Genomic DNA, 22,975 nt, shown 5'->3' with positions numbered 1-22,975 from the left:
TCCGCCGGGGGCGGTGTGTGAGGCGCGGTCTGCCGGTCTGTCGGTGTGTGGTGTGCGGGGTGTGGGGGCGCGCGGGGTGCGGGCCCGGGAAAGCCGTTGCCCGCGGGGGCCGCGGGGGTGATCATGGCGGGATGTCGGATCTGCTTGCGCGCGTGACCACCTTCCGCTCCGCATTCGCCCGCCGCCAGGCGGCTGAACTCCTCGAACGTCCCGAGTTCCCAGGGGTGTTCGCCGTACGAGACGCCGAGTTCGCCCGCTCGGAGGAGCACAACCAGCTGATCGTCGAGGGGCCGGGCACCGATCCGGCGATGCTGCCCGAGCTCGCCGCCCGATGGCTGGGGCGGCGTGGCCGGTACCGCATCACGGTGCTGGACCCGGCCTCGGGAGAGCGGGCCGCCCCGGTGCTGACGGCGGCGGGGTACGAGCGGGAGAGCGTGGTGATCCTGGCTCGGCCGACGGGCGGCTGCCTGCGGCCCGAACCGGCCGCAATCCCCGTGGAGTTGGCCGAGATGCGGGAGGCGGTGCTGCGCCAGCAGCGGGAGTGGACCGAGGACGAGGAACTCGGCCGGCAGCTCACCGACCGCCGTGCCGCCCGGCTGCGCGGCGCCGCGGGGGTGCACTTCCTGGCCGCCCGGACGCCGGTCGGCGAGATCGCGGCCTGGAGCGACCTCTACCTCGAACCGTCCCTCGAGCTGGCCCAGCTGGAGGACCTGGTGACCGCCTCACGGCATCGGGGTGCGGGGCACGGCGACACTCTGCTCGCCACCGGCCTGGCACTGGCGGCCGAAGCCGGCGTCCCGCAGCTGTTCCTGCTCGCGGACGCGGTGGACTGGCCGCGCGAGTGGTACGCCCGCCGGGGCTTCGCGCAGATCGGGCGCAGCCACTCCTTCCACAGCCGCTGACGACGACTACGCGACAGCGGCACGGCGTGTGGACGCCGGTCGGCCGCTTCCTGTCGGCCGGGGACCGGACGGCCCCGGAGGGCGAGGGGTGACGGCGGCCGGCCGCGCCGCGGTCAGCCCGCCTCCGGGCCTCCGGGCCGCGGAGCGTCGCGGCCGCAGTGGGTGGCGACGGTGTCGGCGAAGGCGCGTGCGAGCGGGCCGAGGTTCTCCCAGTCGCGGACGGCCCAACCGGCCGTGAGGGCGGGCAGGTCGGGCAGTGGAAGCAGCCGCAGGCCCGGGTGGCCGGGGCCCTGCCACTGCGGGAGGGCCGGGACGACGGCGTGGCCGAGGCCGAGTTCGGCGAGCAGGATCGCGGTGTCCCAGTCGGCGACGCTGGTGTCGAAGACCGGCCGGATACCCGACTTCCCCAGCCAGGCCTCGACCTGGGAGCGGGAGACGGAGTTCTGCGGCAGCCCGATCAGCCGGGCGTCCTGGAGGTCGGCGGGCGAGATCCGGGCCCGGGCGGCGAGCGGGTCGCCCGCCGCGACCGCGAGCACCCAGGGCAGCTCGACCACCGGCCGCCGGTCGACGCCCCGGGCCGGGGCGCCGAGGGTGATCCAGGCGAGGTCGACCCGCCCGGCGTTGAGCGACTCCAGGCAGCTACGGCTGGACACCTCGGTCTGGAACTCCAGGCTGACCTGGGGGAAGCGCCGCCGGAAGTCCACCACGGCCGCGGACATGAAGTGCCGGATGCTGGTGGCGCCGGTGGTGATCCGTACGGATCCGCCCTCGCCGCGGGCGAGTTCGGCGATCCGGTGCAGCGCGTGGTCGATGCTGCCGAGGCCGGCGGCGACCGCCGTGCGCAGCAGGCTCCCCGCAGTGGTGGGGACGACCCCGCGCGGGTGGCGCTCGATCAGGGCGAGGCCGACCTCCCGCTCCAGCCGCCTGACGTGCTGGCTGACGGCGGACTGGGTGCAGTTCAGCTCGCGGGCCACGGCGCTGAGCGAACCGGCCCGGCAGACCGCGGCGAAGACACGGAGGTCGTCAATGGTCACGGAGGTCCAAGGTATCGCTTGGGGGTGTCCCAGTAAATCGGCGGATTGACTTGGGTGTTCCGCCGGATCGATCATCGAACCAGGGCCCAGGGCGGCAACCCGCCCGCTGTCCTCACCGGCGTCCGGACGTCGGCGAGGACAGCGGGCGGGTGTCGACCCGCATCGATGCGCAAGAGCGGTGACGTAGGAAGGCAGAGGGGGGACGGGAATGCGGTACGCCGAAGGTCCGGGTACGCACTGCGAGGTGTTCGCCGCGGCGCCGGTGGAGCGGGTGTGGGAGCTGGTGACGGACATCGGCCTGCCCGCCCGGCTCAGTCCGGAGCTCCGGCGGGTCGCCTGGCTGGACGGCGCGGACGGCCCCGCGGTGGGCGCCCGCTTCGAGGGGCACAACAGCCGCGCGGGCATGCCCGACTGGCGGACGGTCTCCGAGATCACCGAGCTGACCGAGACCACCGAGCTGACCGGGGCGACGGCACCGGCCGGGCCGGGCGGCCGGCGCGTCTTCGCCTGGGGCGTGATGGACGCGGACGGCCGCTACGGCGAGCCGGTGTCCGACCTCCTCGGGGCGCTAGCCCGGTGGCGCTTCGAGCTGACCCCCGAGGACGGCGGCACCCGGCTGCGCCAGTCGGTGGTGATCGGTCCGGGCCGCAGCGGCCCCAGCCTGTTCATCGACGCCACGCCGGAGCTGGAGGAGAAGATCGTCGACTTCCGGGTGAACGACTGCGCACCGGCATGGCGGCCACCCTCGACGGCATCAAGTCGCTGGCCGAGCAGGGGGATCGGGTCTTGCCCGAGCGCTGATCCCGGTCCCTCGGGCGGGGGCGGGCTGGGTGCCCGTCCGGCCCGCCCGCCGACTCGGGGGAGTCACCCGGGGGCCGGTTCCACGGTTCCTGGTCGGGGTCTTCACCTTTGCGGTCCGCGGTTCCGCGGTTCCGTGGTTCCGTGGTCCGTCGGGCCTGGATGGGCTTCAGCCGGTAGTGCCCGTGCCGTCATTGTGGGCGGTCTCCGCCGTGCGCAGCGCCGCGGCGATGGTGCGGAAGCCACGGCGCTCGGCGTGGGCGCGCGCGGTGACGCCGTCGGCGTCGGGCAGAAGCGGATCGGCGCCGTGGGACACCAGGACCTCGACGATCTCCTGGTGTGCCGGGCCGCCGTCGCCGAGGAGGACGGCTTCGAGCAGGGCCGTCCAGCCGAGGTCGTTGAGGTGGTCGACGTCGACGGCGGTTTCGGCGAGGACCGCGCGGACGTAGGCGGCGTGGCCGCGTTCGGCGGCGGGGATCACCGACACCCCGCCGTAGCGGTTGCGGCGGGTGAGGTCCGGGCCGCCGGGCAGCAGGGCGCGCAGCATCGGGACGCTGCCGGTGACGCCGCTGACCAGCCAGGGGGTGTTCAGCCGGGGATCCTGCGCGTTGACGTCCGCTCCGGCCTCGACCAGCAGCCGGGCGACGGCGACCCGGCCGTCGGCGTTCGGCAGGAGAGTGGGGAACAGGCACCGGCGCGAGGCCGGTCGTGGCCGTGCGGCCAAGTGGCCGTGTGGCCGTCATTGCCGCGCGGCCGTCACCAGGACACGGGGTAGCGGACCGGCTGCCCGCCGATCCGGCAGGGCAGCAGGCCGATGAGCACCAGCAGTCCGGTGGCCAGCACGAGCAACGGGAGGAAGGGCACGGGGTGCGGTGCCTGCAGGACGACGCGCGGCACCGCGCCGTGCGGGCCCACGTGGACGTCGCGCCCGCGTACGGACTGGCCGGGGTGACCGGCCTCGCCGAGGCACGCGAACGGCTGGCCGGAGTGCTGGACGTCCAGCTGGTGGCCTTCCCCCAGCACGGCGTCCGGCGGATGCCCGGCGCGGGCGCGCTGCTCGCCGAAGCGGCGGCGAGCGGCCTGATCGACGCCATCGGCGGGATCGACCCGGCGGGCTTCGACGGCCTCCCGGCCGAGGGTTCCGACGGCGAGGGGCCCGCCCAGCTGGAGCTGCTGTTCGGACTCGCCGAACAGCACGGACTGCGCCTGGACATCCACCTGCACGACCGGGGCGAGCGCGGCCTCGGCCCGCTGCGCGAGATCGCCGCGCGGACCAGGGCGGCCGGACTGGCCGGACGGGTGGTCGTCAGCCACGCCTTCTGCGTCCCCGAACTGACCGGCGCGCCGCTCGCCGACCTCGCCGCCGAGCTGGCCGAGTCCGGAGTCGGCCTCACCACCGTGGCGCCCTCCGCCCACCAGGTGCTGCCGTTCCGCGAGCTGCGGGCGCACGGGGTGCGGGTCGGCCTCGGCTCGGACGGCGTGCGCGACTCGTGGAGCCCGTACGGCAACGCCGACCTCCTGCACCGCGCCCACCTGCTCGGCTGGACCACCGACGCCCGCACCGACGAGCAGCTGGCCGACTGCTTCGCGCTGGCGGCCGACGGCGGCGCCGAACTGCTGGACCTGCCGGCCGCCACCCTGAAGCCGGGCTCGCCCGCCGACTTCATGCTGGTGACGGGCGAGTGCCTGCCGCAGGTGGTGGTCGACCTGCCGGCGCGCGAACTGGTGGTCCGCGCGGGCCGGGTGGTGGCCCGGGACGGTCGGTTCACGGGCTGACAGGCGCGCGCGGACCGGCCGGGCGGGTCTCGTGCCCGTCCGCCCGTCGGCCCGTCCGCTTGTGGGCCCGTACCGATCATGGTGACCGGGAGATAGCCGGAGGCCACGCCGGGCCCCCACCCGTGCGCCCGGACGGCGAGCGCGGCGAGGGCGACCGGGACGGCCGGCAACAGGGTGCGGGGCCGGACCGTCACCGGCGTGGTGACGGCCGCGCGCGTCCTGCGGGTTGGCGAGGGCAGCGGGGGCCGTTGGGGACGGTCGGGAGTCTGCGCTGGGGCCGGCGGGATTGCCACGGGATGGCCGGTTCGGGAGAGCGGGCGGGACCACGCGGCCAAAGGAAGGGGCAAGGAGAGTCAATCCCCTTGCCACTATCAAGCTATAGCGTGACCCGGGGCTTGCGGCAAGGCCCCCGATCTGTCGCAGAATCCCGTCCGTAAGGCCATGACCTGCGGGAACGGGAGTCGTGAAATGCGTGTGTTGATGACGACGTGGGGATCGCGCGGGGACGTCGAGCCGCTGGCCGGGCTGGCGGTGGCGCTGCGGGGGCTCGGTGCGGAGGTGCGGGTGTGTGCGCCGCCGGACGAGGAGTTCGTGGCGGTACTGGCGCGGGCCGGGGTGCCGTTGGTGCCGCTCGGCCCGACGGTGCGGTCGGTGGTCGCAGGTCCGAAGCCGCCGACGGCGGAGGACGCGTTCCGGCTTGCCCGCGAGCTGGTCGCCGCGCGGTTCGAGACGCTGACCGCCGCTGCCGAGGGCTGTGACGTGCTGCTGGCGACCGGGCTGATGCCAGCCGGGGCGCGGGACGTCGCCGAGAAGCTGGGCCTCCACTACGTGCTGGCCTGTTTCCACATCTTCGGGCTGCCCTCGAGGCACTTCCGGCCCGGGCAGCGGCCGGGAACGCCGTCCCCGGAGGACGAGACCGACTACCGGAAGCTGTGGGAGCAGGACGCCCAGCGGGTGAACGCGCTGTACGGGGAGGCGCTCAACAGCCACCGGGCGGCGATCGGACTGCCGTCGGTGGAGAACGTCCGCGACCACGTCTTCACCGAGCGGCCATGGCTGGCGGCGGACCCGACGCTGTGCCCGTCCGAGGGCATGACGGAACTCGACGTGGTGCCGACCGGGGCGTGGATCCTGCCCGACGACCGCCCGCTCCCGGCCGACCTGGAGGCGTTCCTGGACGCCGGTGAACCGCCCGTGTACGTCGGCTTCGGCAGCATGGCCGCGCACGCCCCGGAGGGCATCGCGCGGGTGGCCGTCGAAGCGGCCCGCGCGCAGGGCCGCCGGTTGCTCCTCGCTCGTGGCTGGGCCGGGCTCGCCCCGATCGACGGCCGGGAGGACTGCCACGTCGTCGGCGAGGTGAACCAGCAGGCTCTGTTCCGCCGGGTGGCCGCCGTCGTCCACCACGGCGGCGCGGGCACCACGACGACCGCGGCCGTGGCGGGGGTGCCCCAGGTGGTCGTCCCCCGGATCGCGGACCAGCCCTACTGGGCCGCCCGAGTGGCGGAGTTGGGCATCGGTGCGGCGCACCTCGACCGCACGCCGACCGTCGACTCGCTCTCCGCCGCGCTCACCAGGGCCCTGGCGCCGGAGACCAGGACACGGGCGGAGGCCGTGGCCGGCAGCATCCGCACCGACGGGGCGATGGTCGCCGCGAAGATGCTGTTCGAAGCGGTGGGACAGGAGGCGCCGGCCGTGTCCGGGTGAACGGCGGCTCGGGCCGGGCGAGTTCGGCTTTGACTCAGTCCCCTTCCAATCGATCGGGGGTGGTTGTCGGCCCGCGTACGGATGGTTCCGGCAGTGATCCGGCGACCGGAGTCCGGCTGTCGGCCGGGTCGGTTAGGGTGCCCACCGGCGCGCCCGGTCACCGCAGGCCGCGCGCGAGGGGAGGGCGGCATGAGCGACGGCACGCACGGGGGAGCGGGGCAGGACGGCGACGGCATCCAGTGGCTCGCGGAGATCGGCGGGCCCGGCACCGGGCGATGCCCGACGGGCGGCGCCGACACGGACGGTGAGCTCGGCGGCGTCGTCTTCGCTCGGGGGATCACGCCCGAGGAGCTCGCCCGCCGGATGGGCGCCGACCCGGCCACCGCGACCGAGCCGATCAGCGACGCCCAGATCCGGGACCTGGACATCGAGGTCTACCGCCCCGGTGACGACGGCGACGGCGTGATCCGCGTCGGCAGGTGCGCAGGCTGGTCGTTCGCGATCGAGTACGGCGACTCCACCGGCGGTGAGCTGATCACCGAGATAGCGCGTGACGGAGCCGAGGTGGTGCACTTCCGCCCGATGCCGGAGCAGCGGCCGGCCCTGCTCGACTACGCCCGCGACGGCGCCGTGCTGTGCGGCTTCGGCCTCGGCGAGGAGCGTTGGCGCTGGGGCCAGGAGCCGGACCTGCTGGTGCCGGACCTCGTCGCCGCCAGAGTCCTGGAGGCCGACGGCGTGACCTCCTGTGACCCCGGGCGGGAGGCCGACGGCGCCGCCCGGCGACGTGCCCTCGGCGCCGTCGAACGGCGCTTCGGGCTGAGTCTGCCCCGCGCGGCCCTCGGGGGGCTGCGCCTGCCGGCGTACGCGGTGCGGGGAACCCCGGGCATGGCGCTGCGCTGAGGAGGCACGTCGGCTGTCTCCGAAGCCTGCGGAGCCGAGGCCTGCGGAGCCGAAGTCCGCGGAGCCGAGGCCTGCGCCGAGGGCGAAGCGGAGGCGGACGCAGAAGACGGCGGACAGGAAGAGCAACAGGAACAGGGCGGTCACGGCAGGGCTCCTTCCCGGGCCCCACCGGCGGGGCCCCGATGCCCGTCATCCTTGCGTGCTGCCGGCCCGTCGCACATGTGCCGATCGGGAGGTTCCCGAGGCGTAACCCCTGGTCTCCCCCTGCCGATCGGCAGGGGGAGACCAGGGGGTGAGGGAGGCAGGCGTCGCGCAGCCGGGCCGCGCAGACCGGTCCCTCACCCGTTCGGCCGGTGGCAGCCGGTTCGGCGCGCGCCCCCGTCCGTGGGCCTCCGCACGGTACCGGCGGGCTCCAGCCCCTAGGGTCTGCGGTGCGTCGACGAACCGACCGCCGGGCGTACGCCGTCCCGCCGAGCGCACGGGCGTCCGGCAGGCCCAAAGGCCCGCCAGCTCACAGGCCCGCAGGCCCAAGGGCCCGGGCCGCGCCGGGGCGCCCGGCCGACCGAGAGGTGGACCCACCCCATGCACACCGTCGTCCGCGGCGCCGGAGCGCTCGGCCTCACCGTCCTGCTGCTCACCGCCGCCACCGGCTGCCAGGCCGACGGGCCCTCCGCCGCCGAGCCCGCACCGATCTCGCCGGCCACCGGCACCTCCGAGGTCGCCACCGCCCTGGCCACCCGGAGCCTGGACTGGCACGCCTGCACCGCCCCCACCACCGCCCAGGGCGCCGGCACCGCGCCCGCGGCCGACTGGCAGTGCGCCACCCTCAAGGTCCCACTGGACTACGGCAAACCGGACGGCGCGACGATCGACCTCGCCCTGATCCGCACGCCCGCCAAGGACGAGCAGCACCGGATCGGCTCGCTGCTGTTCAACTTCGGCGGCCCCGGCGCCTCCGGCGTGGTCGTCCTGCACGCCCTCGCCGCGACCTACGCCTCCCTCAACACCCGCTATGACCTGGTGAGTTTCGACCCGCGCGGAGTCGGTGCCAGCGCCCCGGTGACCTGCCTGGACGACCGGGCGATGGACGCCGCCACCGCCTCCGACGGCACCCCCGAAACCCCCGACGAGGTGAAGGCCCTGGACGCCACCAACGCCGGGTTCGTCGCCGCCTGCGAGCACAACTCCGGCGCGGTGCTGCCGTACGTGGACACCGGGAGCGCCGCACGCGACATGGACCTGATGCGCCAGGCACTGGGTGACCAGAAGCTGTCCTACTTCGGCTTCAGCTACGGCACCCAGCTCGGCGGCGTCTACGCCCACCTGTTCCCGCAGCACGTCGGGCGGATGGTGCTGGACTCGGTGGTCGACCCCACCCAGGACCCGCAGCAGGCCGCGCTCGGCCAGGCCCAGGGCTTTCAACTCGCCCTCGGCGACTTCATGAAGGCCTGCGCGGCCCAGGCCGGTGCCGCCTGCCCGACGGGCGCGGGCGGCGACGAGGGGACGGCGAAGGTCGCCGCACTGCTGCAGCGGCTGGACCAGTCGCCGCTGCCCACCAAGCAGGGGCGGAAGCTCACCGAGAGCCTGGCGGTCACCGGCATCGCGGGTGGCCTGTACAGCCAGGCGACCTGGCCCGCGCTGGTCGGCGGGCTCACCGAGGCGATGGAACAGGGGACCGGTGACACCTTGCTCCAGCTCGCCGACGCGCTGAACGGGCGCGACCCGCAGGGGCACTACAACAACCTGAACGCCGCGAACCGGGCGATCAGCTGCGTGGACGCCCGGCAGCGCTACTCGGACCAGGACGTGCAGCAGCAGCTGCCGCAGTTCCGCGCCGCCTCCCCGGTGTTCGGGACCTTCACCGCCTGGGGCCTGACCGGCTGCACCGGCTGGCCCGTCCCCGGCAAGACCGCCCATCCGGAGGTCTCCGCGCCGGGCGCCGCCCCGATCCTGGTGGTCGGCACCACCGGAGACCCGGCCACCCCGGTGGAGGGCGCCCGGGCGATGGCGCGGCAGCTCGGCGCGGGGGTCGGCGTCAGCGTCACCCTGCAGGGCGAGGGGCACGGCGGCTACAACACCGGCAACGCGTGCCTGAAGCAGACCGTGGACGCCTACCTGCTGGACGGCACGGTGCCGGCGGACGGGACGACGTGTGCCTGAGCGGGGTGGTCGGGCGTGAGCTCGGGTCCGAGAGTGGCCCACCACGGCAGCTGTCGATTGGCCCTGGAGGGTGGGCCATTCGGCCGCTAGCCTCTTCGACGTGACGAACGACGTGACGAACGATGTGACGAACAGCGTGCTCGACCAGCACCCCGCCCAGCACGCCATCCAGCCCCTCGACAACGGCCACGGGCCCGACAGCGACACCGTCAAGGTCGACTTCTACTTCGATCCCGTCTGCCCGTTCGCCTGGATCACCTCGCGGTGGATCCTGGAGGTTGAGCGGCAGCGTGAACTCGACCTGAACTTCCGGGTGATGAGCCTGTCCGTCCTCAACGAGGGCCGCACCGACCTGCCCGAGCGCTACCAGCGCCTGATGACCACCGGCTGGGGCCCCGTACGCGTCTGCATCGCCGCCGCCGAGCAGTACGGCCCGCAGGTGCTGCGCGAGTTGTACACCGAGCTCGGCACCCGGCTGCACGACCAGGACCGGCCCGCCGACGACACCGTCATCCGGGAGGCGCTGGCGGCGGCGGGCCTGCCGGAGGAGCTGGCCGAGGCGGCGAACAGCACCGATCACGACGAGGCCCTGCGCAAGAGCCACCACGAGGGCATGGACCCGGTCGGCGAGGAGGTCGGCACGCCGACCATCCACGTGGACGGCGTGGCCTTCTTCGGCCCGGTGCTGAGCGCCATCCCGCGCGGCGAGGACGCCGTACGGGTCTTCGAGGGTGTGCGGCTGCTGGCCGGCTACCCGAAGTTCTTCGAACTCAAGCGGACCCGGACGGGCGGCCTCGACTTCTCCTGATCCGACCAGGACTGACCCGGCCAGGCCAGGCCAGGCCAGGCCCGACCTGACCAGGCCCGACGAGGCCAGAGGCCAGGCCAGACCGTCCCCGCCCGTCAGTCCCGGCGGCGCTGCTTGATCCTGATCGGCCCCGACCGTGGGTGGCCGATCAGGACCAGCGTCGGGGCGCCGGGCTCCGCCGACTCGGCGGCCTTGTTGACGATGTTCCCGGTGTTGGTGCTCGACGGATCGATCCGTACGCCCCAGCCGCGCGGGACGATCAGTCGCACGTGGCCCATGCCGGTCGACGCCTCCACCGTGACCTCCCGGTGGGGGCAGACGGCCTCGGTGAAGTCGATCGTGAGCAGCGACATCCTGGTCTCCGCGACGATCCGGCGGGGCACCGACCACCGGCCGGCCTGCACCATGTTGTTCATCCGGGGCCGGAGTACGAGGGCCTCCTCCGCGGACTCCGCTCCGGGCCCGACCCGCCCGCCGAGGTCCGCCACCAGGACGTCGAGTTGGCGGTAGGTCCGCGCGGCGTAGGTCAGGTCGAGCCGCTCCTCCAACTCCGCGAGGTCGATGCGGCCTTCGCCGGCGGCGACCCGCAGCTGCTCGGCCACCGCCTCCCGGTCGCTGTCCCCGGCCCGGGGTTCCATGGCGGCCTCGGGCGTCGTGCGTATGGCGGGCAGTTCCTCGTTGACCATGTGGCTACTCTAGGTCACGAATCGCCCTCGCGGGCCGCTCGATCGCCAACTCCCCGTGCCCGGCTGTGCCGTGAGCGTGGCCGACGCCGTGGCTGGCGCCGTGGCCGGCGGAGCAGCCGGGGGCCGGAGCCCGGCGGACGCCCGCGCTCTGCGGCTGTCGGCCCGGGGCGCCGCACGCGCCGTTGTGCCCCGGGTGGACCGTTACCACCCCGTTCGGTCTCCCGTCCGGGCGCGGACCGTCCCACCATGGAGGGGCGGAGGCTGTTCGCCTCCCGGAGAGTTCGGCCCCCCGAGAGTTCGGCCCCCGAGAGTTCAGCCCCGAGAGCTCGGTCCCCGAGAGGCGGTGAGCGTGGATGATCGTACGAATCCGGCTGCGCGCTGCCCGTCACCCCACGACTCCCCCGGGGTCCGGTTCCGGCCCGGGCACCGACTCGGGCGCCGGCCCCGGCACCGGACCCGGCCCGAGGCCGGGCTGGGACCAGCCGCGCGGCCAGGGCCCGGGCCAGGGCCGCAACCAGGGCCCGGGGCCCGGCGGCCCGGGTGGCCCAGGCGGCCCCGGCAAGCCCCCGCCGCCCTCGTGGCGCCGCTGGTTGCTGCCAGTCGCCGTGCTGGTGACGCTGCTCCTGCTGGTGCTCTTCTCCAACCCAGGCAAGCCCGGCACCCGCTACGGCTACAGCGACTTCGTGAACCGGGTCAACGCCGGCCAGGTGCAGACCGTGGACGTCAGCGACACCGGCGGGGTGAGCGGCACGCTCAAGGACGGCACCCACTTCACCACCCAGATCCCCACCGCCCTGGACACCTCCCAGCTCAGCAGCGCGCTCACCGACCACCAGGTGACCGTCACCGGCAGCCGGACCAGCGGCGGCGGCTCGATCTGGTCCACCCTGCTGCTGTTCCTGCCGCTGCTGGTCTTCGGCGCGCTGTTCCTCTGGTCGGGCCGGATGGCCGCCCGCTCGCTGGGCGGCGGCCTGAGCGCCATCGGACGGTCCCGGGCCAAGATCATCGAGGCCGAGCGGCCGAACACGGGGTTCGCCGACGTGGCCGGCTACGAGGGGGTGAAGCAGGAGGTCAGCGAGGTGGTCGACTTCCTGCGCAGCCCGGAGCGGTACGCCGCCGCCGGGGCCAAGGGGCCACGCGGGGTGATCATGGTCGGGCCGCCCGGCACCGGCAAGACCCTGCTCGCCCGCGCCGTCGCCGGGGAGGCCTCGGTGCCCTTCCTCTCGGTCACCGGCTCCGGCTTCGTGGAGATGTTCGTCGGCGTCGGCGCCTCCCGGGTCCGCGACCTCTTCGAGGACGCCCGCAAACGCGCGCCGTCGATCATCTTCATCGACGAGATCGACGCCGTCGGCGGCCGCCGCGCGGGCGGCACCCGGCTCGGCGGCAACGACGAGCGCGAGCAGACCCTGAACCAGCTGCTCGCCGAGATGGACGGCTTCGACCAGAGCACCGGCATCGTCGTCATCGCCGCCACCAACCGCCCGGACGCCCTCGACCCGGCCCTGCTGCGCCCCGGCCGCTTCGACCGGCAGGTCACCGTCCCGCTGCCCAACCAGGCCGAACGGGCCGCCATCCTCGCCGTGCACGCCCGGGGCAAGAACCTGGACCCGGACGTCGACCTCGGGCGGCTCGCCCGCGGCACCCCCGGCTTCTCCGGCGCCGACCTCGCCAACCTGGTCAACGAGGCCGCCATCAACGCCGTGCGCGCCGACCGGTCCGTCCTCACCGCCGACGACCTCGACGCCGCCCGCGACCGGGTGCTGCTCGGCCGCCGGGAGTCCTCCAACGCGCTGCTGCCCGAGGAACGGCACGCCGTGGCGGTGCACGAGTCCGGGCACGCGCTGATGGCCGCGCTGTGCGAGCGCGCCGACCCGGTCGCCAAGGTGACGATCCTCCCGGCCGGCGTCGCCCTCGGTGCCACCGAGCAGCTGCCCGAGGCCGAACGGCACCTGTACAGCGAGGGCTACCTGACCGACCTGCTGACCGTCCAGCTCGGCGGCCGGGCGGCGGAGCTGGTGGTCTTCGGCGAGGGCTCCACGGGCGCCGCCAACGACCTCGCCAACGCCACCTCGGTCGCCACCCGGATGGTCCGCGAGTTCGGCCTCTCCCCGGAGCTCGGCCCGGTCGGCTACTCCAGCGGCACCCCGCACTACCTCGGCGACAACCCCGAGGACCTGCTGCGCCGCCCGTACTCCGAGCAGACCCAGCGCGCCGTGGACGAGGCGGTGGCCGGTCTGCTGCGCCGGGCCGAGCGGCGGGCTCTCGACCTGCTCACCGAGCACCGGCACCACCTGGACGAGCTCGCGGCGCTGCTGGTCGCCCAGGAGACGGTCGACGGCCGGGTGGTGCTGGACATCCTGGCGCACCCGGGACCGGGTCCGGGGCAGCCGGTCTCGTTGCGCAAGCCCGGCGGGCCCGAGGGGCGGGCGGAGCCGGGGGAGACCCCCCGCCCGTGACGGCCGTGTCGCCGGGGGTCGTATCCTCGTTTGCGCGTCACGTACCCACCGTCCCGAGGAGTCGGAATGACCGAGCCCCTGCCTGCCGACGTCCAGCGGGAGATCGCCCGTGCCCTCGGGGTCGTGCCCGTGCCGGACCCCGCGGAGGAGGCCGAGCGGCGGGTGGAGTTCCTGGCCGACCAGGTGCGGAGCACCGGCGCGCGCAGCCTGGTGCTGGGGATCAGCGGCGGCGTCGACTCCACCACCGCCGGGCGGCTCTGCCAGCTCGCCGTCGAGCGGTTGCGGGCCGAGGGCCGCCAGGTGACCTTCACCGCGATGCGGCTGCCGTACGGGGTCCAGGCGGACGAGGCGGACGCCCAGCTCGCGCTCGGCTTCATCCGCGCCGACGAGGTGCTGACCGTCGACGTCAAGCCCGCCACCGACGGCGCGCTGGCCGCCCTCAAGACCGCCGGACTGACCTACACCGACCACGGCCACGAGGACTTCGTCGGCGGCAACGTCAAGGCCCGCCAGCGGATGGTGGTCCAGTACGCGGCGGCCGGTGCCAAGGGCGGGCTGGTGGTCGGTACCGACCACGCCGCCGAGGCCGCCGTCGGCTTCTTCACCAAGTTCGGCGACGGCGCGGCCGACGTGATGCCGCTGTCCGGCCTGACCAAGCGCCAGGTGCGGGCGATCGCCGAGGCGCTGGGCGCACCGGCCGAGCTGGTCAAGAAGGTCCCGACCGCCGACCTGGAGAACCTCGCCCCCGGCCGCCCCGACGAGGACGCCCTCGGTGTCAGCTACGACGCCCTGGACGACTTCCTGGAGGGCCTGCCGGTCAGCGAGGAGGTCTTCCGGACTGTCCTCGGCCACTACCGCCGCACCGAGCACAAGCGCAACCTGCCGGTCGTCCCGCTGGTGGCCTGACCGGCCGGGCCCGCGCCTTCCGCCCGTCTCCCGGACCCCTCGGTGGCCGGGCGGCGGGCCGACGCCCGTGTGTCCCGTCACCCGAGTGGTCGCAACAGCGGTGCTGTGACCAGCAGTTGGACCCTGAGAGACCGTCAGTCCCCGTCGGCGTCGGGCTCGGGGGTCGGGGCGGAGCCGGTGCCGACGGCGAGTCGGCCCTCGGCGGTCGTCCAGTCGGTGGCGATCGCCTGCTGGGCGGCGGCCAGGGTGATCCGGCCCTTGCAGATCGCGGTGTGCAGGTGGGTTTCCACCGTGTCCTTGGGGTTGTTCGGGCCCTTGCCGGGGACGTGGCCGGGGGAGGGCGGCTCGACCCACAGGTTGCGCGGGTCGTTGGGGTCGCCGCCGAGCTGGAGGCTGATCAGGTGGTCGTACTCGGCGTCGGCCAACGGTCCCGTGTAGGCGTAGGACTTGGCGTTCTCGGCCTTCTCCTTGCCGGTGATGTTCGCCGGCGGGCGGATGGTCGAGGTGTAGCCGCCCGGCTTGCAGATCGTGTCCTTGAGGTTGTCCTGGCTGACCGCCGGGCTGATCGCGCCCGGGGTGCAGGCGGGGTCCGGCAGCGGCTGCTGGTCCGCGGTGTAGCGGTAGTGGCAGCTGCCCGGCGCGGGCTGCGGCTGGACCTTGTAACTGTCCATCGGGCCGGGGCCGGTGACGATCGAGACGGCGGGCGGGGCGGCCGCCGCGGAGCCGGACCTGACGCTCCCGGCGGTGTGGCCGCCGCCGGGCGAGCAGCCCGCGGCCGCGGCGGCGAACAGGACGGCGGCGGCCATGGCCAGGGTGCGGCGGGCGGGAGCCGGCACGGGTTCCTCCATCGGGTGGGCGCGGGCGGCGGTCGCCGGGCGTGCCGGTGGCCGTTCCAGCGGACCCTACCGTGTCGGCAGAGCCGTTGGGGTGACGCCGGTTCGGGCGCGGGAAGCCTTCGCCGGGCGCGCGGAACCGTTTCCGCGACGGCGGCGAATCCGGCCGACGCCGACGCCGAGGCCGACGCCGAGGCCGACGCCGACGCCGAGGCCAATGCCGACGCCGAGGCCGGCTCCGGTTTCGGCGGTGTCGTGAAGGGGCTGTGTTCGGCCGGAGTGGGACCGACTCCGGCCGAACCGCTACGCGGGCCCCGCGAACGTGTCGTAGCCTGACGCGGACGCGGCGAAGCCGCGATCCGACCGGCGGGAGGGAAAGCATGAACGGGCTTGTGCGCAAAGCGCGTTGGCTTGTCGCGGTGGTGGCGGCGGGAGCGCTGCTGGTGACCGGGACGGAGGCGGTGGCGGCCGCGCCGGCCGGCCCGGCGGTGACGATCCGGCAGGGCGTCGCCCCGGACACCCTGGCGTTGGGGGCGAAGGGCGAGTCGTTCGCCGTCAGTCCGGACGGCAGCCGCGCGTTCGTGGTGGCCAGTTACGACGTCGACCCGGGACACGGCGCCCGCGCGGTCCGCAGCATCGACACCCGGACCGGAGTGAGCACCGACCTGCTCACCGTCTCTTCCTTCGACATGGTCGGCCGTCCGACCGTCAGCCCGGACGGCAGCCGGGTCTACGTGACCGTCAACTGGGACCTGCTGACCTTCGACGCCGTCACCGGCGGGCTGCTCGCCCGGGTCGCCACGCCCGACCAGCCCCGCCCCGGAGCGATGACCAAGGGCGGGCTGCACGGGGTCACCGTCAGCCCGGACGGCACCCGGCTCTGGCTGGCCCAGTACGGCCCCTACGGCGTGCGCATGGGCAGCCGGGCCGGCCGCGTCCTCGCCTACGACCCCGCCACCCGGACCTTCCCCGGCAGCGTGACGCTCACCGGCTTCACCGTGAACCAGGTGGTGCTCGGCCCCGACGCCACCGACGCCTGGGTCGGCACCGCGGACAACCTGTACCACCTGGACGTCGAGGGCGCCGTCCCGGAGGTCATCGACCGGGTGGCGGACTTCGGCTCCGCCGAGGCCGTCGTGCCCGCTCCCGACGGCCGCACCGTCTACGCGAGCGGCTACCGCGAATGGGGCACCGTCTCCCTCGACACCCTCGACCCGGCGACGAACACCTTCCGGTCCGGCTTCTCCCTGGGGCCCTTCGACAACGGCCCCCAGCTGCTCGGGGCGAGCCCCGACTCGCGCCGGATCTTCGTGTTCACCGGCGCGAAGACCGCCCAGGCCGCGCTGCTCTCGTACGACCCCGCGACCGGCACGGCCGTCCCCGGCGAGACCGTCACCGGCTTCGGCCTGGACTCCGTCGTCCAGGTCCAGCTCGGGGCGGACGGGCGCACCCTCTACCTGGCCGGGCTCCAGGGCGGTGACTCGGTCCTGCGGACCGTCCGGTTCTGACGACGACCGGACGGCACCGGGGCGGGCGTGGAGCCCCTCGGTGTGCCGTCCGGCGGACGGCACACCGAGGGGGACGCGCAGCGGTGGCAGGGCAGCGGGACGTACGGCCTACTGCGCCGCGATCCAGTCCGTCACCAGCTCCTCCAGCACCCCCAGCGGCAGGCTGCCGTGCCCGATCAGCTGGTGGTGGAACTCCCGGACGTCGAACCGGGCGCCGAGCGCGGCCTCGGCCCGTTCGCGGTGCCGCACGATCTCCCGGCGGCCGATCAGGTAGGCGGTGGCCTGGCCCGGCCAGGCGATGTAGCGGTCGATCTCGTTGCGGGCGTTGGCCCCGGGGGTAGCGGTGTTGGCCCGCAGGTAGGCCATCGCCCGCTCCCGGGACCAGCCGTAGTGGTGCATCCCGGTGTCCACCACCAGCCGGACCGCCCGCAGCGCGTCCATCGAGAGCATGCCGAACCGGGACAGCTCCGAGCTGTACAGCCCCATCTCGTCCGCGAGCCGCTCGGTGTACAGGCCCCAGCCCTCGACGTGGGCGGTCAGCTGGCCGCTCGGGTTCCGCCGGAACTGCGGCAGGTGGTGCAGGGTCCGGGCGACGGCGAGCTGGAGGTGGTGGCCGGGCACGCTCTCGTGGAAGGCGAGCGCCTCGTACTCGTAGCTGAACCGGCTCTCCGGGCGCAGCGTGTTGATCCAGTGGGTTCCGGGCAGCCCGCCCGGGCCCGGCGGCTGGTAGTAGGCCAGCGGCGCGTTCTCCGCCTCGATCGGGTCGATCTCCCTGGTCACGCAGTCGGCGATCGGGTACGGGCGGAACCAGTCGGCGCAGGCCAGGCGGGCCCGCTCCAGCGCCCCGTCCACCAGGGCGACGATCTCGGCCGCGCTGCCGAAGCGCAGCGAGCGGTCCTCGCGCAGCGCGGTCAGCACGGCCGCGGGGTCGGTGATGCCCAGGACCTTGCCGCCGAGCTCGGCGAACTCCTCGCGCAGCGCCGCCACGGCCTCCAGGCCGATCCGGTGCACCTCCTGCGGGGTGAGCCCCGGCCGGGTGAAGCGGGCGACGGCGTCCGCATAGCCCTCGGCGCCGCCCGGCACGTGGCAGACCCCGGGCTTGTCGTCCGGCCGGGCAACCGGTACCAGCTGCTGGGCCAGCCCGGCCCGGTAGCGGGCCACGGCCGGGCGGACGGCGTCGCGCACGATGGCCAGGGCCCGCTCGGACTCCCGGCGGCCGGCCAGCGGCCGCAGCAGCCGGTCCTCGGCCGGGGCGGTGGCCAGGTGGGCCTCCAGCTGGGCGACGGCGGCGTCGACCCCGCTGCGCGGCGGGCGGCGGCCCTCGGCGGCGGCGTCCAGGGTGCGGCGCAGCGTGACGTCGAAGTAGCCGGGCAGGGCGGCGAGGCGCTCCAGGTAGGCGTCGGCGCCCTCCTGCTCGACCGAGGTCATGGCGAGCGCGGAGAAGGCCTCGTTCTGCGGGGCGACGATGGTCGCCGAGACGCTGAACTCGGCCAGCCCGTGGGTGATCTGGCCGATGCCGTTGTCGATCAGCCGGGCGAGCACCCGGTGGGTGATCCGGTCCTCGCCGGCCAGCGTGTCCGGCGGGATCGCGGCCAGCCGGTCGGCGAAGCCGCGCAGCGTCCCGCGGTGGCGGTGCGCGGCCTCGCGGGACGGGTCGGGCACCAGGTGGGCGTAGCCCTCGACCCCGCTGAGGGTCGCGTCGAACGGGTTGTGGGTGTTCTCGGCGGCGAAGAACTCGTCCGCGAGCGCGGCGAGCCCCGCGTGCCGCGACTGCCCGGTGTCCTGAGGCTGCCCGGTGTCCTGAGGCCGCCCTGCGTGCTGGTGCTGTCCGGTGTCCTGAGTCCGCGCTGCGTCCTGAGGCTGCTCGATCACTGGTCGCTCCCCCGGTGCGGTTGCCGCGGTGCGGCGTACCGCCGCGCCCGATCCCGCCGATTATTCGGAGCGATCGACGGCCCGGTCAATACGCCGCGGCGGGAGGGGAGTTCCACCCCTTCCGCCACCGCCGCACCGAAGGGAGACGGGTCAGCGCGCCTGGGCGGCCTTGCCCTCCTTGGCGGCCTTGGCGGCGGCCTCCTTCTCGTGCTTCTCCTTGATCCGGGCGGTCTCCTTGCGGACGTCCACCTGGTTGGCGCGCTCGTGCTGGAGCCAGAGCGGGTTCTCGGCCTTGACGGCCTCGATCTGCTCGGTGGTCAGCGCCTCCGTCACGCCGCCGCGGGCCAGGCCGGAGATCGAGATGCCGAGCTTGGCGGCGACCACCGGGCGCGGGTGCGGGCCGTTCTTGCGCAGGTCCTGGAGCCACTGCGGCGGCTCGGCCTGCAGCGCGTTCAGCTCCTCGCGGGAGACCACGCCCTCCCGGAAGTCGGTCGGCGCGGCGTCGAGGTAGATCCCCAGCTTCTTGGCCGCCGTGGCCGGCTTCATGGTCTGGCTGGTCTTCTGCTTGAGCGATGTCATGGTGACAAGGGTAAGGGAGCGCGCGGGCGCTTCCGGTCACGGTCGGTAGCCTTGCCCTGTGACAGACATGCAGGTGAACCCGTCCTTCCGGCTCGTGTACGTCCCGGGCGTGACCCCCGGCAAATGGGTCCGGGTCTGGAGCGAGCGGCTCCCGGACGTGCCGCTGGACCTCCTCGCGGTCCCGTTCGGCGATGCCGAGCGCGCCCTGCGCGAGGGCGGCGCGGACGCCGGGCTGGTCCGGCTGCCGGTGGACAAGGACGTGCTGAGCGCGATCCCGCTCTACACCGAGACCACCGTCGTGGTCTTCCCCAAGGACCACTGGCTCGCCGCCGCCGAGGAGGTCCCGCTGGCGGACCTGGCCGAGGAGGTGGTCTTCCACCCGCTCGACGACTCCCTCGGCTTCACCGCCGAGACCCTGCCCGGGCGCCCCGCCATCGCGCGGCCGGACAGCACGGCGGACGCGATCGAGCTGGTCGCGGCGAACATCGGCGTGCTCCTGGTGCCGCAGTCGCTGGCCCGGCTGCACCACCGCCGGGACCTCACCTACCGGCCGGTGGTGGAGGCACCGCAGTCCCAGGTGGCGCTGTCCTGGCCGCAGGAGCGGACGACGGACCTGGTGGAGGAGTTCATCGGGATCGTCCGCGGCCGTACGGTCAACAGCTCGCGCGGCCGCGGGGCCGGGCAGGCGGCGCCCGAGGCCCGGCCCGGGAAGGCGGCTCAGGGCAAGCCGCAGCAGCAGAAGTCCGGCGGGCAGAAGTCCGGCGGGCAGAAGGCGGGCGGCCAGAAGACGGGCGCCCAGAAGACGGGCGCCCAGAAGGCGGGCGGCCAGCGGGCCGGGGGACCGAAGGGCGCGAAGGCCGGCGGCGCCAAGGCCGCCGGGCGCGGCGCGGCGGCCCGGCGCGGCAGGCCGAAGCGGTGACCGAGGCGTAGCCTCTGCCCCGTTCCCAACAGCCGAGGCGGGAGGAGCGGGGCAGTGTGGCACGACCTGGTGGCGGTCCAGATCCCGATCGGGGAGAAGATCCTGCGCACGATCGCCGTCTACGCGTTGATCCTCGTGCTGTTCCGGCTCGCCGGGAAACGCGGGCTGGCGGGGCTCAACACCTTCGACATGGTGGTCGTCTTCCTGCTCTCCAACGTGGTGCAGAACGCCATCATCGGCAACGACAACAGCCTGCTCGGCGGCGCGATCGGGGCGGTCACCCTGGTCGCGGTGAACGCCGTCGTCACCCGCTGGCTCGCCCGCGACCAGAGGGCCGCCCGCATCCTGGAGGGAAAGGCCACCACCGTCGTCCGGGACGGCAGGCTGGTGCCCGGCGCGCTGCACGACCTGGCGCTGCGCCCGTCCGAGCTGGAGCACGCCATCCGGATCCAGAACGGCGACGACCTCGGCGAGGTGGCCCGCGCCCGGCTGGAGCCGGACGGGCAGCTGCTGGTCGAGATCAAGGCGGACGAGCAGAACGCCACCCGCGGCGACGTCGAGGACCTGCGGCGCCGGCTGGCGGAGATCGAGCGGCTGCTCGCCGTCCTCACCGCCGACCGTCGCCCGCCCCGCTGACGCCGACCTCGCTGACGCCCGCCCCCGCCCCGCTGACGCTCGCCCTGCTGACGCCCGCCCGGTTCCGGTGCGGGTGTCGTCAGGCGGACCCCGGGGCCCCGGCGCGACGGCGGCGGGAGGCGGTGAGGGCCACCGCGGCGGCCAGGGCGAAGCCGAGGGCGGCGGCGAGGAGGTGGCCGACGGTGGTGAACTCCGGGAGCGGGCCGGGCCATTCGCCGCCGCCGAGCGGCCAGGCGACGACGGAGGCGGCCCAGGGCAGTCGGGCCCACCGGGGTACGGCGAGGGTGGCGAGGGCGAGAACGGTCTGGGCGCCGTAGCTGATGCCGTAGTCCGAGGCCTGCCGCACGTCCTGCGGGTACCAGCCGTGCCGCAGGGCGAGCACGATCACCGCGGCGGTGACCAGGGTCGCGCCGATGTGCCCGCCGAGGAAGACGGCGGCGGCGCGCAGGCTGCCGTAGCGGCGCTCGGTCCAGGCGAGGCAGCAGCAGACGCCCAGGCCCAGGGTGATCAGGGTGCTGCCGAAGCCGGTGGAGAGGACCTCGGTGAGGGTGCCGTCGAAGAGCAGCGCGCTGCCGAACAGGGCGGTGACCGGGTGGTCGTGCAGGTTGTCGAGGTTGGTGCTGATGTGGTCGCGGAGCGCGTCCGCCCGGTCGGCGGCGAGCACGCTCTCGACCCAGACGTGCCCGAGCAGGAGCAGGACGACGTAGCCGAAGGTCAGCGGTGAGCGGCGCGGGTACGTCCGGACGGCGTGCAGCGCCCCGGTCAGGAGCCCCCGTGGGGTTCGAGCGTTCATGGCGTGGAGGTGTCCCGGTCGAGCGGCCTGGTTCCGGCCGGCGCCCGTACGGCCGGCCATGCCGGGACAGTATCGAAGCCCCGTCCCCGGACGCCGGTCGGCGTCCGGTCAGCGGATGCGGCGGGTCAGCCGCGCGGTGAAGGGCCGGGGCGCGAGGGAGGAGCTGCGCCGGGGGCGGACCGGCCGGCCGGGGGCGGGGGCGATGGTCCAGCGGGCGGCGATGGTGGCGATGGCGAGGACGGCCTCGGTGGTGCCGAAGTCGTCGCCGATGCAGCGGCGGGCGCCGAGGCCGAACGGCGTGTAGGTGCCGGGGGCGGGGCTGGCGGTGGTGAGCCAGCGGTCGGGGTCGAAGCGGTGGGGGCGGGGGAACAGGTCGGCCCGGCGGTGCAGCAGGTAGGGGCTGAACAGCAGGGTGGTGCCGGCCGGGACGGGGTGGCCGCCGAGCTCCGTGTCGGTGGTGGCGGTGCGGCTGAGGATCCACGGCGGCGGGTAGAGCCGCAGGGTCTCGCTGACGATCCGGGCGGTGAGCGGCAGGGCGGGCAGGTCCTCGTGGCGGGCGGGACGGCCGTCCAGGACGGTGTCCAGCTCGGCGTGCAGCCGGCTGCGGACGGCCGGGTTGGCGGCGAGCAGCGTCCAGGCCCAGGAGAGGGTGGCGGCGGTGGTCTCCACGCCGGTGAGCAGGAAGGTGAGCACCTGCTCGTGGATCTCGGCGTCGGACAGGCTCCGGCCGTCCTCGTCCGTGGCGGCGAGCAGGGTGGAGAGCAGGTCGTGCCGGTCGGTGCCGGCGGTGCGGTGCTCGGCGATCAGCCGCCGGGTGATCTCCCGGAGGTCCTGCCGGGCGCGGCGCAAGCGGCGGTTGCCTGGGGTGGGGAGGAGGTCGGTGCCGGGCAGTGGCAGCAGTGGCCGCCGGGCGAGGCCGTGGGTCACGACGTCCATGCTCCGGTGCACCGGCGGTGAGCCGGCCCGCTCGTGCGCGGCGAACAGGCAGCGGGCGGTGACGGCGGTGCTGAGGCGGTGCATCGCGGCGGGGACGTCGATCACGTCGCCGTCGTGCCAGTGGGCGGTGGCGTCGGCGATCTCCTCGGCCATCAGGGCGGCGTAGCCAGGCAGTCGTTCACGGTGGAAGGCGGGCTGCAGCATCCGGCGCTGGCGCCGGTGGACGGCGGCGGGGCAGGTGGCGAGGCCGTTGCCGACGACCTCCCGGGCCTCGGCGAGGAGGGGCCCGCCCTTGTCGAAGGTGTGATCGTCGGCGAGCATCCGGTGGACCAGCTCGGGGTGGCAGACCACGTACGCGCGGAGCGGGCCGAGCCGCAGCCGGACGAGGTCGCCGTGGGCGGCCAGCCGGGCCACGAACTCGTGCGGGCGGTGGAGCAGGGCGGGGGCGTGGCCGAGCAGGGGGAGGCCGCCGGGGGCCAGGGCCGCGGTGAACCGGGTGGTCGGGAAGAAGGGGGTCGGCACGGGCGTCACCTTGGTTGGGGCGGGAGGACCGGGACGAATCGTGAACGTGATCTTTCCCGGCGGCGTGCGGCGAAACGATCGTGGACCGGCGGACGGGGTGAACGCGGGGGCGCGGGTTGAACGGTCGTGCGCCCTCTGCGATGTGACGAATCGTTCACTCGCGGAACGGCGCCCCGGCTCGGCGGGGACCACCGGCCACGCCTACACTCGAAGCCCTTGCGGGATTACCGGTCAGTAGAACCGGGCA

General features: G+C 74.7%; 18 protein-coding genes and 2 pseudogenes. 12 read left to right on the top strand and 8 right to left on the bottom strand.

The window, feature by feature from the left end:
• Window positions 1-131: 131 nt before the first annotated feature.
• The gene (locus tag ACWDBE_RS02680) at window positions 132-902 is read left to right on the top strand and encodes a GNAT family N-acetyltransferase (RefSeq protein ID WP_449787485.1); all 771 of its coding nucleotides are present in this window, start codon (window positions 132-134) and stop codon (window positions 900-902) included.
• A gap of 113 nt (window positions 903-1,015) precedes the next feature.
• On the opposite strand, the gene ACWDBE_RS02675 is transcribed toward ACWDBE_RS02680, so the two are convergent.
• On the bottom strand, window positions 1,016-1,936 hold the full coding sequence (locus ACWDBE_RS02675) for a LysR family transcriptional regulator (RefSeq protein WP_449787484.1): 921 nt from the start codon (window positions 1,934-1,936) through the stop codon (window positions 1,016-1,018).
• Between the two features lie 208 nt (window positions 1,937-2,144).
• On the opposite strand from ACWDBE_RS02675, the pseudogene ACWDBE_RS02670 reads away from it, so the two are divergent.
• Window positions 2,145-2,363: pseudogene (locus tag ACWDBE_RS02670) on the top strand (SRPBCC family protein); the annotation flags it as partial.
• A gap of 540 nt (window positions 2,364-2,903) precedes the next feature.
• Here ACWDBE_RS02670 and ACWDBE_RS02665 read toward each other — a convergent pair.
• A complete protein-coding gene (locus ACWDBE_RS02665) occupies window positions 2,904-3,422 on the bottom strand; it encodes an ankyrin repeat domain-containing protein (protein ID WP_449807180.1) in 519 nt (172 codons plus the stop codon).
• Between ACWDBE_RS02665 and ACWDBE_RS02660 the strand changes: the two are divergent.
• The 5 genes and pseudogenes from ACWDBE_RS02660 to ACWDBE_RS02640 all read left to right on the top strand — a co-directional run.
• Window positions 3,416-4,510, top strand: a pseudogene (locus ACWDBE_RS02660) (amidohydrolase family protein); the annotation flags it as partial. The gene ACWDBE_RS02665 and the pseudogene ACWDBE_RS02660 overlap by 7 nt on opposite strands.
• A 468-nt stretch (window positions 4,511-4,978) precedes the next feature.
• The gene (locus ACWDBE_RS02655; protein ID WP_449807022.1) at window positions 4,979-6,214 is read left to right on the top strand and encodes a glycosyltransferase; all 1,236 of its coding nucleotides are present in this window, start codon (window positions 4,979-4,981) and stop codon (window positions 6,212-6,214) included.
• A gap of 189 nt (window positions 6,215-6,403) precedes the next feature.
• Complete coding sequence (locus ACWDBE_RS02650; RefSeq protein ID WP_449787481.1) at window positions 6,404-7,114, top strand: DUF6461 domain-containing protein; 711 nt, start codon at window positions 6,404-6,406, stop codon at window positions 7,112-7,114.
• A 582-nt stretch (window positions 7,115-7,696) separates the two neighbouring features.
• Window positions 7,697-9,274 (top strand): alpha/beta hydrolase, encoded by a 1,578-nt coding sequence (locus ACWDBE_RS02645; protein ID WP_449787480.1) that lies wholly within the window; start codon window positions 7,697-7,699, stop codon window positions 9,272-9,274.
• 166 nt (window positions 9,275-9,440) lie between these two features.
• Window positions 9,441-10,082, top strand: a complete 642-nt coding sequence (locus ACWDBE_RS02640) for a mycothiol-dependent nitroreductase Rv2466c family protein (RefSeq protein ID WP_449787758.1) — start codon at window positions 9,441-9,443, stop codon at window positions 10,080-10,082.
• Window positions 10,083-10,177: 95 nt separating this feature from the next.
• Here ACWDBE_RS02640 and ACWDBE_RS02635 read toward each other — a convergent pair whose 3' ends face one another.
• Window positions 10,178-10,768 carry a DUF1707 SHOCT-like domain-containing protein gene (locus ACWDBE_RS02635; protein ID WP_449807021.1) on the bottom strand — a complete coding sequence of 197 codons (591 nt, stop codon included), beginning with the start codon at window positions 10,766-10,768 and terminating at the stop codon, window positions 10,178-10,180.
• Between the two features lie 590 nt (window positions 10,769-11,358).
• Between ACWDBE_RS02635 and ftsH the strand changes: the two genes are divergently transcribed.
• Entirely contained in the window at window positions 11,359-13,224 is a 1,866-nt protein-coding gene (gene ftsH / locus ACWDBE_RS02630; protein WP_449807020.1) for an ATP-dependent zinc metalloprotease FtsH, read from the top strand.
• A 66-nt stretch (window positions 13,225-13,290) separates the two neighbouring features.
• A complete protein-coding gene (nadE, locus tag ACWDBE_RS02625) occupies window positions 13,291-14,130 on the top strand; it encodes an ammonia-dependent NAD(+) synthetase (protein WP_449807019.1) in 840 nt (279 codons plus the stop codon).
• Window positions 14,131-14,264: 134 nt separating this feature from the next.
• On the opposite strand, the gene ACWDBE_RS02620 is transcribed toward nadE, so the two are convergent.
• Window positions 14,265-14,936, bottom strand: coding sequence for a hypothetical protein (locus ACWDBE_RS02620; RefSeq protein ID WP_449787757.1), 672 nt, complete (start codon window positions 14,934-14,936; stop codon window positions 14,265-14,267).
• A 407-nt stretch (window positions 14,937-15,343) separates the two neighbouring features.
• Between ACWDBE_RS02620 and ACWDBE_RS02615 the strand changes: the two genes are divergently transcribed.
• A complete protein-coding gene (locus ACWDBE_RS02615) occupies window positions 15,344-16,471 on the top strand; it encodes a hypothetical protein (protein WP_449807018.1) in 1,128 nt (375 codons plus the stop codon).
• A gap of 108 nt (window positions 16,472-16,579) precedes the next feature.
• Here the strand turns inward: ACWDBE_RS02615 and ACWDBE_RS02610 are convergent, their stop codons facing one another.
• A complete protein-coding gene (locus tag ACWDBE_RS02610) occupies window positions 16,580-18,343 on the bottom strand; it encodes a DUF885 domain-containing protein (protein WP_449807017.1) in 1,764 nt (587 codons plus the stop codon).
• Window positions 18,344-18,493: 150 nt separating this feature from the next.
• Window positions 18,494-18,922 (bottom strand): DUF5997 family protein, encoded by a 429-nt coding sequence (locus ACWDBE_RS02605; protein ID WP_449787474.1) that lies wholly within the window; start codon window positions 18,920-18,922, stop codon window positions 18,494-18,496.
• Window positions 18,923-18,989: 67 nt separating this feature from the next.
• Here ACWDBE_RS02605 and ACWDBE_RS02600 point away from each other — a divergent pair, with 67 nt between their 5' ends.
• Window positions 18,990-19,841, top strand: a complete 852-nt coding sequence (locus tag ACWDBE_RS02600) for a LysR family substrate-binding domain-containing protein (RefSeq protein ID WP_449807179.1) — start codon at window positions 18,990-18,992, stop codon at window positions 19,839-19,841.
• Between the two features lie 54 nt (window positions 19,842-19,895).
• Entirely contained in the window at window positions 19,896-20,477 is a 582-nt protein-coding gene (locus ACWDBE_RS02595) for a DUF421 domain-containing protein (RefSeq protein WP_449787473.1), read from the top strand.
• A gap of 79 nt (window positions 20,478-20,556) precedes the next feature.
• Here the strand turns inward: ACWDBE_RS02595 and ACWDBE_RS02590 are convergent, their stop codons facing one another.
• Window positions 20,557-21,270: a rhomboid-like protein gene (locus ACWDBE_RS02590; RefSeq protein WP_449807016.1), complete on the bottom strand. Its 714-nt coding sequence runs from the start codon at window positions 21,268-21,270 to the stop codon at window positions 20,557-20,559.
• Window positions 21,271-21,378: 108 nt separating this feature from the next.
• Window positions 21,379-22,728 (bottom strand): cytochrome P450, encoded by a 1,350-nt coding sequence (locus tag ACWDBE_RS02585; RefSeq protein WP_449807015.1) that lies wholly within the window; start codon window positions 22,726-22,728, stop codon window positions 21,379-21,381.
• Window positions 22,729-22,975: the final 247 nt, after the last annotated feature.

This window comes from Kitasatospora sp. NPDC001132 (assembly GCF_053598415.1).
Note: the sequence above shows the minus strand (reverse complement) of the source record. Positions and strands in the feature narration are given on the sequence as shown.